Origin of the sequence: Caproiciproducens galactitolivorans (assembly GCF_026672255.1) — a bacterium.
Taxonomy (GTDB): Bacteria; Bacillota; Clostridia; order Oscillospirales; family Acutalibacteraceae; genus Caproiciproducens; species Caproiciproducens galactitolivorans_A.
In genome coordinates, this window is sequence record NZ_JAPOHA010000011.1 from 92,315 (window position 1) to 106,491 (window position 14,177).

A 14,177-nucleotide genomic window follows, 5' to 3' on the forward strand; every position below is an offset into this window, starting at 1 on the left:
TATCGTAAAATTATTTCCCAAGCAATGCGGCGCCGATGATTCCGGCGTCGTTGCCGAGCATTGCTTTGCAGAGCTTTGTCCGTTTATCCTCGCTGGTGGTGTAGGCCATGCTGGAAACATATTTGCGCAGGGGCTTCAGGAGGGTTTCTCCTTCGTTGCAGATTCCGCCGCCGATGCAGAGAATATCCGGCTGGAATGTATTGATACAGTTTACCAGACCGCATCCGAGATAGGATATATATTCGTCAACAACCGCTTTCCCGGTGGGGTCGCCCGCGCGCATCGCGTCAAAAGCGGTCCGGCCGTCTACGTTGTTCAGATCGTTGTTTACCAGATTCCAGATCGGCGTGTTGTGATCGTTTGCTTTTTCCATTGCTTCCTTCGTGGAGCGGATCAGACCGGTAGCGGAAGCATAGGTTTCCCAGCATCCGTCACGTCCGCAGGAGCAATGGCGTCCGTTATAAGCGATAACGGTATGTCCCATTTCACCGGCGCCGAAGTTTGAACCGGCATAGATTTTTCCGTCGATAATAATGCCGCTGCCAATGCCTGTCCCAAGCGTAATCGCGAGAGCATTCCGGGTGCCTTTTAGGGCGCCTGCCTGATATTCGCCGTATGCGGCAGCGTTCGCGTCGTTTTCGACGATAACCTTCTTATTCATTTTGGCTTCCAGCAGTTTTTTGAGCTCGAAATTATCGAAATGAAGATTGTTTGAAAATACCACCACACCGGTGTCACGGTTTATCGTACCGGGGGTTCCAATACCGACCCAGGGAACATCGTCAATTGAAATTTTTGCGTTCTCAAGTGCTTCGTAAGCAGTGGAAGCGAGCTGTTCACACATCTCGTCGGGCGGACAAGGTACGCGGGTCTTCTTTTTCGCAGTTGCGACGATCTGGTTGTTCTCATCAACGACACCAACTTTGATGTTTGTCCCGCCCAGATCGATTCCAAGATAATACATTACAATATCCCCTTTATTTTCGCTGTTTCGCAATAATATTTATAGTATAGCATTCATCCATGTGAAAAGTAAACATATTGCAAAAGGAATGTAAAAATTTGTTACGATGCTCAATTCTGTGCTATAATACTAGAAATAGATTAGAATGGAGTACATGTTGTGATTTTTGAAGCGCTGCCCGAACCTATGAAAAACGAATATACAAAAGAATATTTGGATATGCTTAACAAACGAAAATTTTCGCTTTGTTGCAAGCGTGTGTTTGATATCGTTATTTCCTTCATCATTTTGCTGTTGTTATCCCCTTTTCTGCTGTTGCTGGCGATTGCCATCAAGCTTGACTCAAAAGGCCCTGTTTTTTACCGGCAGGTCCGCGTCGGCCGCTATAACCGGGATTTTAAGATTTTTAAATTCCGGACAATGGTTCAGGATGCCGATAAGATCGGCCCGCCGCTCACGGTAGGGGATGACCCGCGCGTTACAAGAATGGGCCGTTTTATCCGTAAGTTAAGGCTGGATGAATTTTCCCAGCTGTTAAATGTATTGGACGGCAGCATGAGCTTGGTCGGTCCCCGCCCCGAAGTGCGAAAATACGTGGAGGCTTACACGCCGGAGTATATGGCGACGCTTTTGATCCGTCCCGGCATAACCGCCACCTCGAGTATTGCTTTTAAGGACGAAGACCGTCTTTTAAATGCGGCGGAGAATCCGGAACAGGTTTACGTAGAGCAGATTCTGCCGCCGAAAATGGCATACAATCTGGAATATATGAAAAACATCACCCTTTTGAATGATATAAAAATTATGTTCCAGACGGTTGGAGCAGTATTAAAATAAAAGCTTCCGCCTAAGAATCCATTCATATTTCACCCTTGTCTGCTTATAATAAACGCGAGGTGAAATCATATGGATAAAGAGCGAGAACAATTCCATTCAGACAGTAAGGAAGAAAAGGTCGGCAAAATGGCCGCTACGCTCCCAAATATGAGCAAAAGCGATATCCCGTCCGATATTCTGGGAAGTTATACGGGAACCCCGCGGGACGGAGAGAAGCCGGATCAGGATGCCGATGATCTTTAATTTTTGAGCCATATTTTTATTATCATCATCATAATAATTGTAAGACAGTAGGTGATCGCTTGTTTTACAATTCTATGAAAATGAAAAAAATAATGGCTCTTTTTCTTTTGCTCACTGTGCTGGCAGTTTTTGTCTCCGCCGGATACTTTGAGCGAAGCGCGCCTGCGGCTACGGAAACACAGGCTGCGGCAGGCGGCTACATAAAATATGTTGAGTTTAATGTTCCGTATATCGCTCTGAAAAAAGCGATGAATCTGGATATTTCTTCTCATAATCAGGAAAAGAAATACAACTGGATTGAATTGCTTTCTTATCTTGGAGCAAAATACGGCGGAAATTTCTCACATTATAAGAGCAATGATATGGATGTTTTGGTTGAGAAACTGAAAACGCAAAGTATGGATGATTTAACAAAAAATATGAAACTTTATGGTTATTACCATAAAGCGTATACGGCTGTTCTGGGGGGCCTGCTGGGAAGTTATAAGGTCAACGGCGAGGAGAAATATGGCCTGATCGGGTTTTCCCCGATTGCCAAGACGTTTCCCTACAACGACTACGACGATTTCGGCGCCGCGCGGTCCTATGGCTATAGGCGGCAGCATTTAGGCCACGATATGATTGCGGCTACCGGGACGCCTGTTATAGCGGTGGAATCCGGTGTGGTGGAAGCGCTTGGCTGGAACCAATACGGCGGCTGGCGTATTGGAATCCGCAGTTTTGACAAACAGCGGTATTACTATTACGCGCATTTAAGGCAGAACCGCCCGTATGTGGCAAATCTGGCTGTGGGGCAGACGGTTACCGCCGGTGATGTCATCGGGTATGTAGGGCATACAGGCTACAGCACGAAGGAGAATGTCAATAATATTAATCTCAGCCATTTGCATTTTGGACTTCAGCTGATCTTTGATGAAAGCCAGAAGGAATGCAATAATGAAATTTGGGTGGATGTTTATCAGCTGACGATGCTGCTGCGCCAAAACCAATCGACGGTTATCCGCAATCCGGAGACCAAGGAATACAGCAGGCAAACTCCGATAGAAATTCAATATCCATAGTAAAATTCTAATTGATTTTTTTGCCTCACTATGCTATAATAGCAAACGTTGAACCGTCAATCCGACGGTTCTCATGCTGGTGTGGCGGAATCGGCAGACGCAAGGGACTTAAAATCCCTCGGTGGCAACACCGTATCGGTTCAAGTCCGATCACCAGCACCAAACGCACATAACCCGAACATTCACTTTATCGGTGAAGCGTTCGGGTTTGTGTTTTCATTGAGCTAAAATAAAATGAGGGGTAGCCTTTTTTATGGGGTTACCCCTTACTTTTTTATCAACATAGACAAGCAGCTTCACCCATTAACTAATAGTTAAAATAAAAAATGCAAAAATTTCAGTAGCTGCTATTGACAAAAATATAAATCAGGCTATAATTATTAATTAATGATGGTAGCTGCTTATTAATAGCAGCGGGAAGGAATTACAATGCGCATAAATAAGGAATTAATAAAAGCAGCCTCATTTAACCCAACCAAAAAGAGCACACAAATGTCTATCTTTGATATGTGCCAAAAGATAGAGAATAAAAGTATATCTTTGCCGCTATATCAAAGAGATTTAAGTTGGACATTAAAAAAGTGTATTGACCTTCTCAACTATCAACTTATTGGGAAGGCACCTGTATCACCCATATCTATGAATACAATTTTGAACACTGAAGAATGTGTGCCCCAAGTGTCATTTGTTGATAGAGAAGTAATGCCAGAAGTTGTACATAGCCAGATGTCTGTTGTAGATGGGCAACAGAGATTAACAACCAATTATAAAGCGTATATCAATCATGATGATCTTAGAAATGTTGCTTTAGATTTAGGAAAAGGGTGTTTTATTGAAGTCAGTGGGGCAATTCGCAACACACAAATACCCGTAGGCATTTTGTTAAATAAGGAAGATAGAGTACTATTTGAATATACTTCAAAAATAGGTCCACTAAAGAATCCTGAAGTTACAAATGTTTTGCTGCAAGTTCGAAGTAAAATCAAAAACTATAATTATACAATAAATTCTGCTGAAGACCTAACTGAGGATGAACAAATTGAATGGTTTGAGGTTTTGAATAATGCTGGAAGCCGCGTAAGTATTGTGCAAATGAGATTTTCTAAGCTTAAAGCACATGGTATTGATATATATAAACAATATACAAACCTATTTAAAGAGAGATTGATTGAAGCTGGATACGGAGATTTTTTTACTCCTCAAAAAACCAGTGTCTCTTATCCCATTGCTGCATTAAATCCTGCTTTTGAAATGTTGACTTCACGTATACATTCTGTGAACTGTGCACCTATGTCTTCCGATACTAAGGAAAACCAACTTTGCAACTTGGATCCGAACACTCTGACCAAGTGCTTTTCGATGACATTAGAAGCTTTGGATGTAGTGCTTGACTTTATCAATGACAACGAATTGAAAGTTCCTACACGAATTGACTATATTAATTATCTTCTTGGGTTTTTTATATTTAACGGAAATGAAATATCAGATGATGACAAAGATTTTTTGATTAAGTGGTACGATGAAGTCAATTTCACAAATCAGTCCAATTCTGTTCGGCGTGATATTTTTACCAACCTAATTTCTAAAAAAATGCCTTGAGTTCCGACCAAACGCGCATAAGCGGCTTATGGAAGGAAATAGCAACCTATCATTATTAAGAAGCGATAAAGCCGACGAAGGAATTTGCCCCAAATGCGGATTGCACTTTGAAATTGGCGATATGCAGTTCGATGCATTCTTTTTCAACCAAAATACGCAGTTTTCCAAATATTCGGGCTTTATCATATTTTTAATTATATTGAAAATTTCATCGGTATTTTGCATTTAACTGTTCAACCTCCTTTTTAGTAGGCTGCATTTCTTTTAAATAATCCGCGTGAATTTTATAAGGTTTATTTGTTATACTTATCACAGCAACATTGCTGTTTACATAGCCAATTACTTCACATTTTGACAGTACTCCATTTGAATTTATTCCACAGTAATATAGTTGTTTGCACTCAGTTGCTGTGCGGGATAATAATCCCCAGGCTTTAAGCTTTTTTATTTTTTCTGATTCATCGTAAAATTCAAACCAATCTTTTTCAAACGAATTCGATTTCCCGCTTTGATGTAATATTTGCATGAAATCTTCATCTGATATTATTTTTATAGGAAATCCTTCATCACGTAACTTTTCTGCTTTCATAATCTTTTCACTTTTTGCGTCTGCTTTGTCTTTAACGACTTTTGTGTTTTGCATTCCTACAATTAAGTAATCTACTTTTTTACTGACAGATGTCTTGCAAGTGCCCCCGCGATCTTCAATCAGCTTTATTAAATCGTCACGGCTATAGCCTTCTATATCCCCCGTAATTACAAAGCTTCTTTGATCAAAAGTTAAGGTCCACATGTCGTCGTATTCTACTTGAGCCTCATCGTATTCCGGTTCTTTAAAAAGTGATTTAAAGGCATTTCTCCGTTGTTGAGATGTATTTTTTGAAGAATTTGGAATGTATTGTGTAAGCTCAAATGTAGGGGATTGTGACATTTTGATTAGTAAAAGCGCACAAGCAAGACTGTCGCATTCACAGGCATGATGATTTTCTAAAGAAATGTCAAAGTATTCACATAATGCCGGTAAATTAAAATGTTGGATTTCGGGATAATTTTTTCTTGCTAACTGAAATGTACAATATAACTTCATTTTGGGGATTTGCAGGTTATATTTCAACAATGCTTTCTTTAAAACATCATAATCAAAGCTGATATTGTGTGCCACAATAGGATATTTCATAAATAATGGTTTAATATTTTCCCATACAGCCGGAAACTCCGGGCTATCAACGACATCTTTCGGTGTAATGCCATTGATTTTAGTACAAGATGTTGCAAAAGGTTCTTTCGGATTTATCAAAAACGATTTACAGTCAATAACATTATCTTTTTCAACTATAGTTAAACCAAGAGAACAAGGGCTTTGATTTAGATTCGCGGTTTCAAAATCAATAGCTAAAAAGTCCACATTAACTCCTCCAATAATTGACATATAATCCTAATATGTTACAATATATTTGAGGAATTCCTGCACGGAATTTTTCATTTTTAACCCACACGCTATTTGCGGTAGCGTGTGGGCTTTTTGCCGTTATGAGACACTATGTAATTTTAGTAAATTCAGTTTGAATACCAATTTAAATGTTAAATTTGTTTCTATTATATATATAATTTCCAAAATATGCAATGAAATAGAGGTAATATTCCAGTAAATTATATAAATAATCATATTTCTTCTTACCCAAGCTAAGCCTCCGCCAAGTGATCAACGGGCTTCATTAACTCAACGGTTATAGGAATCATTATGTTAGCTTATAATAAAATACACATGGGATAAACTACATAATTATAGAACGTCTAAAAATACAAATGGAATAACGGTACTATTTTTTCGTTAGATCAAAGCTATTTCAATGGGAGGAAGTAAAATGGGATTTTTGGTAATCATAATTATTTTAGTTGTCTTATTATTTCTTGCGTCCCTTTCCCTTGTAGTTGTTAAAGAGTATGAGCGGGGAGTGATTTTCCGTTTCGGACACGTTATCGGCGTTCTGGGGCCCGGTCTGAAATCGCGTATTCCCTTTGGGATAGACATTGTGCGGAAGGTTGACATGCGTACGCGAACCATTGATGTACCTCAGCAGGAAATTATCACCAAGGACAATATATCGATTAAAGTGGATGCGGTTGTATATTACCACATTGAAGATCCGATTCTTGTTATTACGAAAGTGGTTAATTTTAACAGCAGTACAACATTGCTTGGACAGACAACGTTACGTTCTGTTCTGGGTCAGCATGAACTGGATGAAATCCTCACCGGAAAAGACAATATCAATACAATCCTGAAAAATATGTTGACAGATACCATGTCATCTTGGGGTATTGTGATTACTGCGGTCGAATTACGCAGTATCGAAATTCCGGATTCTATGAAGCGCGCAATGGCAAAACAGGCAGAGGCCGAGCGGGAGCGCAGGGCAAAAATAACGGCTGCCGAGGGTGAATCACAGGCTGCGATGAAACTTTATGAGGCATCGGAGGTTATCAAAAAATCACCATCTGCTTTGCAGTTACGCTATTTGCAAACTTTAACGGAAATAGCAGTAGAACGGAACTCTACCATTGTTTTTCCGCTGCCTATGGAGTTCCTAAAAGCCTTTAGCGGCATTAGCTTTTCTCAGCAATCCGAGGGGGAAAAGGATGTGCATCTCTAATTCTGACAAATTAGCCGGTTGAATTTGTCCTGGTTTTTCACAAAAACAGGCAAAGCACACTGGTTTAATCAGTCTAAAGCCTGAAAATTCCAGTGTGCTTACTGACGTTTATTGGCGCCCCAGCCTGTTGGTAATTAGCCTAATCGAATAATCATCATGGACGTGCCAATACCGCCGCCCAACAGTGTCGCCGCTCCGGCTAACAGCGGAGCATACATCTGCAGTTGTATGGTTGCGCCTGCTGTCAGGCTTACTTCAATTTCATTGTAGAATTGTGATAAAGCGATGGCAGGCGGAATAGTGGACTGAGGAATGTTAGCGCCGTTGATTACCAGACGTGTCCCCAATGCAACAGCGGCAGTAATATTGACATGGTAGGATATCCGATATAATCCGGTCGTATTCACTGTAAACAAGGTATCGCCGCTTGTCAGCGTGATATCCGGAGATAACAGCTTCGTGCTCGGGAATGCAAGATTTGTTCCGGCTACGAGTACCGTAATCAAACCACCGGCGGTGTTGGCCGCGAAGCCGGCGGTAGCGGAGGGCGGTGGAGTCGGCGCGGCCGGACCGGCAGGCCCTGCTATACCGGCTGCGCCCTCCGCGCCGGCAGGACCCGTGGGGCCGGCGCTGCCCATATCTCCGACAGGTCCGGGTAACCCCTCCGGTCCGACCGGGCCTGCCGCCCCCATAGGACCGACCGGACCGGCCGGACCGGTATCCGGGCCTTTTGGCCCGGTGGGACCAGCAGGACCGGCGGCTCCCAGGAAGACAGGGGCCCGCAAAGCTTCAGAAAGTTTCCCGGTCAATATCATTTGGTTTTCCAACACGGAGCCAAGCATATCGCCTGCACTCTTGTTTATATCCAATACGTCTGCGATTGTTGAGCCCCCTACCAAGCCCGGGAGCGAACCTATGGCGTATTGAATTTTTTCTCCCTCGGTGTTTATGATATGGCTGAGTGCCAGTTCTTCGGATGCAGTGGAAGAAATTACCTGGTTAATCGCACTTTGCCTGTCCAGATCAGGAGTTGAGGTAAATTGAGGTAGAGACATGGTATTTCCTCCTTAGCTCAACCGGGTGATCATCAACGTGGCGCCCGCACCTGTTACCAGCGTCAGGCTGACTGATGCCCCTACTATTTGTAACTGTACCGTGCTTCCAGCTGTCAAATCTACTAAAATCTCATTTGAATAGTTCGAGAGACTTAAGATAGGAGCAACCGTAGAAGCTGTATTTGCCGCTCCATTAATCATGATTCGCGTAGACAGCAGAAGCGCGGCAGTGGTATTGACGGCATATGCGATTCGGTAACGTCCAGCCGCAGCAACGGTAAACGTGGTATTTGTTCCGTCTACTGTTATGCCGGTTGGAAGGATTTGACCGTCCGGCAAGGGAACCGGAGTGCCGGTTAGTGAGGCGGTAAGCACAGTACCCGTGGCATAGGCAAACGAGGAGGTTCCTGTTGTGTTGGTTCCGGCAGGTCCGACGGGTCCCTGGGGACCGGCAGGCCCGGTGGGGCCGGTAGCTCCCGCAGGACCCTGGGGTCCCGTATCGCCTTTAGGGCCTTGCGGTCCCGCAGGGCCAAGGGGTCCGGTAGGTCCCTGAGGCCCCGTAGGTCCGGCCGGGCCACCAGGATTTCCCGCGGGTCCCGCAGGTCCGGCTGGGCCGGCTGGGCCGGTCATTTCGGATGAGGCTAATGCCTGCTGCATTTTGGATTTCAAAAGCAATTGATTATAGGACGCGTTTTGCAAAAGATTTTGGATACTCTCATTGGCGTTAAGAAGATCCTCGATGGTTGCGGCAGGCCCGGTTATCCCCGGCAGTGTGCCCAGGATATACTGAAGTTTTTCCCCTTCAGCGTTTATAATATGGCTTAAACCGAGTTCCTCCATTGCAACAGAGGATAATATTTGATTAACTGCGTCATCTCTTGTAATATCAGGATTATTCGGGAAGGAAGGCTGTGACAAGGATACCACTTCTCCTTTAAAATGATAGGCATAAAGTGCCTTGTCTATTGTATGCTTAAGCAGATGAGATGGGAACATCTATGCCTTCGAGAACACGATTCTGCCCTGCCGTACATGCATTTCACAAGGCGCGCAAACAACGACAGACACATAACAAGGTGAACACGAGCATGGCATCTGAACAATAAATTCTTTGGATAAAACGGTCGAATCGTGACAGGAATTCAAGTGTATTCTTTTCACAATCGGGGATTTGTCCTGGCAGGAAATTGTAAATTCCAATTCACCTTGGGATAATGCTGATTTACCGGTATCCAACCATAAACCAACCATAAACGAGCCTGTACGCGGCAGTTGAATTTTAGAACAGTCATCCGGTGCAAGCATGAAACGGCCCCGTGTGTTCTTTTCTTTCCACTGCAATGGCTCGTTACGGCAGTAGGCCTTGGGTATTACGTCAAAACAAGCGTGACTAAATAAACAGCATCCCTTAGGCGGGCAAGGCGGTACAGGCGGGCAAGGTGGTACAGGCGGACAGGGCGGTACAGGCGGACAGGGCGGTACAGGTAAGTATACCAGAACCTTATCCATCTTGTTTTTTAAGATTATTTGATTTTGCAGTACGATTTCCAATAAATTGGCAACGCTCTGATTAACCGCCAAAATATCGTTTGTATCAACGGGATATTTACCACAGGTAGCTTGCTTTAAAACATGTTGTATCTTTTCGCCTTCGGCGTTTATGATATGGCTGAGCGCCGCTTCTTCCAACGCGATGGACGATAATATCATTTTCAGCACCTGTTCCTGTGTTAAATCAGGATCAGGCTTCGGAAATTCAGGCATGGACATAATAAAATCCCTCCAGTATCCAGTATATTTCGGTAAGGGGCTGGAGGTGCGGGTCCAATATTTTAGATTGAAAGTGTTTAAAATTTAGTGCCTGTATTGTATCCGCTCTCTTTTTCTTTTTTAACAACACAAAAAGCAACCGGCACCATCGTCAAGGTACCGGCTGCTTTTACGGAATTCATGTTTATCACTGAACATCGGGGTTTTCCTTTTTATAGAATTTTGATTCTCCATTAAGTCACCCGTACCAGTCTTACGGAATGACTACACTTTTACCTGCGACATATGAATTACCTATGCATACCGTTTGACAATACCAAACGGTACTTTTTTATTTCCTTTTCAGGCTTTCCGGCTGTGTGCCGGTATTTGCGTTCGTACCCGGCTTTGTTTCTTCGGGAGAAGGCATCCGAACGGGTACGGGGGCCGGAACGGTTGGAAAAGCAGAGGGGGAGACGGAATCTGGATCCGGTTTCAAAGATTTATTGGTATTATTGCCCATTTTCAACACCTCGTAATTAGTATAAACAGAAAAACGGTGTTTATTATTGTTCATTATTCATACGAAAATATGGTTGACTTTTTTCGGGTATTCCATTATCCTTTTTATTAAAGAAAGGGATGGCGATATGAAAATAGAAAAAGTTGTAGTGATCGCAAATAAAACATTTGAGGGAATCAGTGTGATTAACATTGAGGTTTATAATGAGAGCGGCCGAAGATGTTTGCAGCCTTCAAAACACTTTATAGACAGTATCAACAAGCTCCCTTTGCTGGATGAAAAGAAAATTAAAACCGTGATATCAAGGCAATATGAGGTTCCCGGAAATATGATTTCTTTCTTATAATAACTTAAAATTGAAGACATAGCGTCCGTCGTATGAACCACACCCCTGTTTGTTTTGGGGTCAATTCCAACGACGGGCGCTTTTTTTATAAGGAATGCGGTATTGGAAGCGGACAGATAACCGGCATTTGCATTTCAAAATAAATTTATTTTTATTAACTTTATTACTTTAATGGTTTTACTGGATAAATTATGGTATAATCGGACAGAAGGTAAAGATAAATCCGTTTCCTATTTCTGAGATTCCCTTCGTCTCAAATTGAAAGAAGAAAGTTGATGTAAAATGGCAATTACAGATTTTCTTGAAAAAAACGCAAAGCTTTATCCCTCGGAAATCAGTTTGGTGGAAATCAATCCGGCAAACCAGCCGGACCGTGCGGTTACATGGCGGGAATATAATTTAATTGAATCAGGTTCCTCCGAGAAATATCGCCGTGAAATGACTTGGAAGGAATTCGATATAAAAGCGAACCGGTTCGCGAACCTCCTTCTTACCCGCGGAATTCAGAAAGGGGATAAGGTGGCAATTCTTCTGATGAACTGTCTGGAATGGCTGCCGATTTATTTCGGCATCTTAAAGACCGGGGCGCTTGCGGTGCCGATGAATTACCGGTATACATCCGAAGAAATCAAGTATTGTCTGGAACTGGCGGAAGTAAATACCCTGGTGTTCGGCCCGGAATTTATTGGACGTGTCGAGCAGGTGTTTGATCATCTGCACGGGGTGAAAACCTTTTTCTATGTCGGAGAGAATAAGCCGACTTTTGCCGACAGCTACGACAAGCTTGTGCCGTACTGCTCGTCTACCGCGCCGGCGGTTGACCTGAAAGACGAGGATGACGCGGCGATTTATTTTTCTTCCGGCACGACCGGATTTCCAAAAGCGATTCTTCATTCGCACAGGGCGTTGATTTCCTCCTGCCTTACGGAGCAGAATCATCATTCGCAAACGCATGAGGATGTATTTTTGTGTATCCCTCCGCTTTATCATACCGGCGCGAAAATGCACTGGTTCGGCAGCCTTTTGACCGGGGGGAAAGCGGTTATCCTTCGCGGCGTGAAACCCGAATGGATTTTACAGGCGGTTTCTGAAGAGAAGGCCACGATCGTCTGGCTGCTGGTCCCCTGGGCGCAGGATATTCTGGATGCGATAGAGCACGGGGACATTCGCCTTCAGGATTACCGGCTGGATCAGTGGCGGCTGATGCACATCGGCGCACAGCCCGTTCCGCCCAGCTTGATCCGGCGCTGGAAAAGTGTCTTTCCGAAACATCTCTATGACACCAATTACGGACTCAGCGAATCCATTGGGCCGGGATGTGTGCATCTTGGCGTTGAAAACATACATAAAGTAGGCGCAATCGGCAAGGCAGGCTATCTTTGGGAAACCGCGATTGTGGATGATAAGGGTGAACAGGTTCGGCAGGGAGAAGTGGGCGAACTGATTGTAAAAGGCCCCGGCGTAATGAAATGTTACTTCAACAATCCGGAAGCAACTGCGGAAACGCTGAAAAACGGATGGCTTTTTACCGGCGATATGGCCCGGATGGATGAGGACGGCTTTATTTATCTGGTTGACCGCAAGAAGGACGTCATTATCAGCGGGGGAGAGAACCTCTATCCCGTGCAGATCGAAGACTTTTTACGCGCCCATCCTGCGGTGAAAGACGTTGCCGTTATCGGCCTTCCGGACGACCGCCTTGGCGAAATTGCCGCGGCTATCATAGAACTGAAACAGGACGCTTCCTGCAGCGAGGAGGATATTCGGACATTTTGTATGGACCTTCCGCGCTATAAAAGGCCGCGAAAGATTATTTTTGCAAACGTGCCGAGAAATCCTACCGGGAAAATCGAAAAGCCCCGCCTGCGCGAAATTTATTGCGGCAAGCGTTTAGTGGAAGCGGAAACGACAAAATAAAACAGAGCGTTTTTTTCTATTAAATTATTATCACTTATTACTTATCACCTTTGTAATATGGAAATTGAGAATTTCTATTCATCTACCTGGTCTAAAAGTCACCCCACAGGTGGCTGTAACATCCGTGAAATCAGCCAAATTCAAGGTTTCTTTGGTGTTTGTGTAGGTACACCGCATATAATTTTACTATTTTATTCTCATCAACATGAATGCTCGCCTTTTTAAATATTTTAGCTATACCACAACTCATCAGAAATAACATCCGAAGCGGAAACTGTACTTTCACTTATTTTTATATTCCATTCACCAATAAATAATTCGATATAATTAATTAAATCTGACACATACTTCGAATCAACCACAAAAACACGCTGCTCGTTCCATATTTTTTTTATTTTGACATCTAATGCTAAATCTTCTTTTATGTGATCAAGAAAGTCAAATAGCATTAATTTAAAGCAAATATTATATCCGTCAAGAATAACTGAAACTAGTGTTTGTTTTCCTTCGCTTGTTTGTTTAATTCTTAAACCATCTTTTCTAAACCATTTAGTTTCTTCTTTTTCTCTTTCTAAATCCATAATGTCCCCCTTTAATTTTCTATTCCTAAAATCACATTCATACCTTTATTCACCTTGACACTTGAATAAATCACATCTTCATACGAACCATATTTTTCGTATAATTGCTGCACAGTTGGACCTTTTTTTTGCCCATATTCAAGAAGGTTTCTCTCATATAATTTCTCAAGATTATCATAATCCCCTCTCTCAATATAGGAGTTTATTCTATCCATGTTTCTTTGGTTCACTTTCATTTCAGCAATTTCTCGCATGTTTTTTCCTTCTGTCAAATAATTATCAACTTCTACACTCAATTTTGCCTTCTTTGCTTCCATTGCTTCTAAATATTCAAGCCTGGCTGCCTTTGCCTTGGCTACTTCATCTGCATTACTCCAGTCTATATCAAACTGGTCTAAAGAAGAACCTTGCTTTGGTCTATATCCATAAACCGCATCTGGGTCTGAAACAACATCCTTTGCAATTTTAGGGTCGTCTAAAAGACTCATCTTACTTCCACCATTACCCGCCCCCTCAGCAACCTCTTTCGCTTCTTTTCCAACTATTTCAGGATTCTCTATGGTTCTTACTTCATTGATTACACTTTTAGCCAACCCTTTCTCCGCATACTTTGCTATCCCTGCAAATATTACTTCTCCAGCAGCTATG

General features: G+C 42.9%; 13 protein-coding genes, 1 tRNA gene and 1 pseudogene. 8 read left to right on the forward strand and 7 right to left on the reverse strand.

The features are described from left to right. Window positions 1-10 precede the first annotated feature (10 nt). Entirely contained in the window at window positions 11-964 is a 954-nt protein-coding gene (locus tag OUY18_RS11305; RefSeq protein WP_268058892.1) for an ROK family protein, read from the reverse strand. Between the two features lie 186 nt (window positions 965-1,150). Between OUY18_RS11305 and OUY18_RS11310 the strand changes: the two genes are divergently transcribed. From OUY18_RS11310 to OUY18_RS11330, 5 genes are all read left to right on the forward strand, one after another. After that, the gene (locus tag OUY18_RS11310) at window positions 1,151-1,801 is read left to right on the forward strand and encodes a sugar transferase (RefSeq protein WP_326492996.1); all 651 of its coding nucleotides are present in this window, start codon (window positions 1,151-1,153) and stop codon (window positions 1,799-1,801) included. 69 nt (window positions 1,802-1,870) lie between these two features. Continuing rightward, window positions 1,871-2,044 carry a hypothetical protein gene (locus OUY18_RS11315; protein WP_268058893.1) on the forward strand — a complete coding sequence of 58 codons (174 nt, stop codon included), beginning with the start codon at window positions 1,871-1,873 and terminating at the stop codon, window positions 2,042-2,044. Between the two features lie 92 nt (window positions 2,045-2,136). Beyond that, a complete protein-coding gene (locus tag OUY18_RS11320; protein WP_268058894.1) occupies window positions 2,137-3,105 on the forward strand; it encodes a M23 family metallopeptidase in 969 nt (322 codons plus the stop codon). Between the two features lie 75 nt (window positions 3,106-3,180). Continuing rightward, window positions 3,181-3,267: transfer RNA gene (locus OUY18_RS11325), tRNA-Leu, on the forward strand. A 267-nt stretch (window positions 3,268-3,534) separates the two neighbouring features. Further along, entirely contained in the window at window positions 3,535-4,704 is a 1,170-nt protein-coding gene (locus OUY18_RS11330; protein WP_268058895.1) for a DUF262 domain-containing protein, read from the forward strand. Between the two features lie 208 nt (window positions 4,705-4,912). On the opposite strand, the gene OUY18_RS11335 is transcribed toward OUY18_RS11330, so the two are convergent. Next, a complete protein-coding gene (locus OUY18_RS11335) occupies window positions 4,913-6,109 on the reverse strand; it encodes an exonuclease domain-containing protein (protein WP_268058896.1) in 1,197 nt (398 codons plus the stop codon). Between the two features lie 460 nt (window positions 6,110-6,569). Here OUY18_RS11335 and OUY18_RS11340 point away from each other — a divergent pair, with 460 nt between their 5' ends. Then, window positions 6,570-7,358 (forward strand): slipin family protein, encoded by a 789-nt coding sequence (locus OUY18_RS11340; protein WP_268058897.1) that lies wholly within the window; start codon window positions 6,570-6,572, stop codon window positions 7,356-7,358. A 134-nt stretch (window positions 7,359-7,492) separates the two neighbouring features. Here OUY18_RS11340 and OUY18_RS11345 read toward each other — a convergent pair whose 3' ends face one another. The 3 genes from OUY18_RS11345 to OUY18_RS11355 are packed head-to-tail and all read right to left on the reverse strand — an operon-like array spanning window position 7,493 to window position 10,183. Further along, on the reverse strand, window positions 7,493-8,413 hold the full coding sequence (locus OUY18_RS11345; RefSeq protein WP_268058898.1) for a BclA C-terminal domain-containing protein: 921 nt from the start codon (window positions 8,411-8,413) through the stop codon (window positions 7,493-7,495). Between the two features lie 12 nt (window positions 8,414-8,425). Then, window positions 8,426-9,409: a BclA C-terminal domain-containing protein gene (locus OUY18_RS11350; protein ID WP_268058899.1), complete on the reverse strand. Its 984-nt coding sequence runs from the start codon at window positions 9,407-9,409 to the stop codon at window positions 8,426-8,428. After that, window positions 9,410-10,183, reverse strand: coding sequence for a hypothetical protein (locus tag OUY18_RS11355; RefSeq protein WP_268058900.1), 774 nt, complete (start codon window positions 10,181-10,183; stop codon window positions 9,410-9,412). 629 nt (window positions 10,184-10,812) lie between these two features. Between OUY18_RS11355 and OUY18_RS11360 the strand changes: the two genes are divergently transcribed. Continuing rightward, window positions 10,813-11,031, forward strand: coding sequence for a hypothetical protein (locus tag OUY18_RS11360; RefSeq protein ID WP_268058901.1), 219 nt, complete (start codon window positions 10,813-10,815; stop codon window positions 11,029-11,031). A gap of 282 nt (window positions 11,032-11,313) precedes the next feature. Next, window positions 11,314-12,948, forward strand: coding sequence for a class I adenylate-forming enzyme family protein (locus OUY18_RS11365; RefSeq protein WP_268058902.1), 1,635 nt, complete (start codon window positions 11,314-11,316; stop codon window positions 12,946-12,948). Window positions 12,949-13,178: 230 nt separating this feature from the next. On the opposite strand, the gene OUY18_RS11370 is transcribed toward OUY18_RS11365, so the two are convergent. Further along, complete coding sequence (locus OUY18_RS11370) at window positions 13,179-13,529, reverse strand: hypothetical protein (protein ID WP_268058903.1); 351 nt, start codon at window positions 13,527-13,529, stop codon at window positions 13,179-13,181. 11 nt (window positions 13,530-13,540) lie between these two features. Then, window positions 13,541-14,177, reverse strand: a pseudogene (locus OUY18_RS11375) (hypothetical protein); the annotation flags it as partial.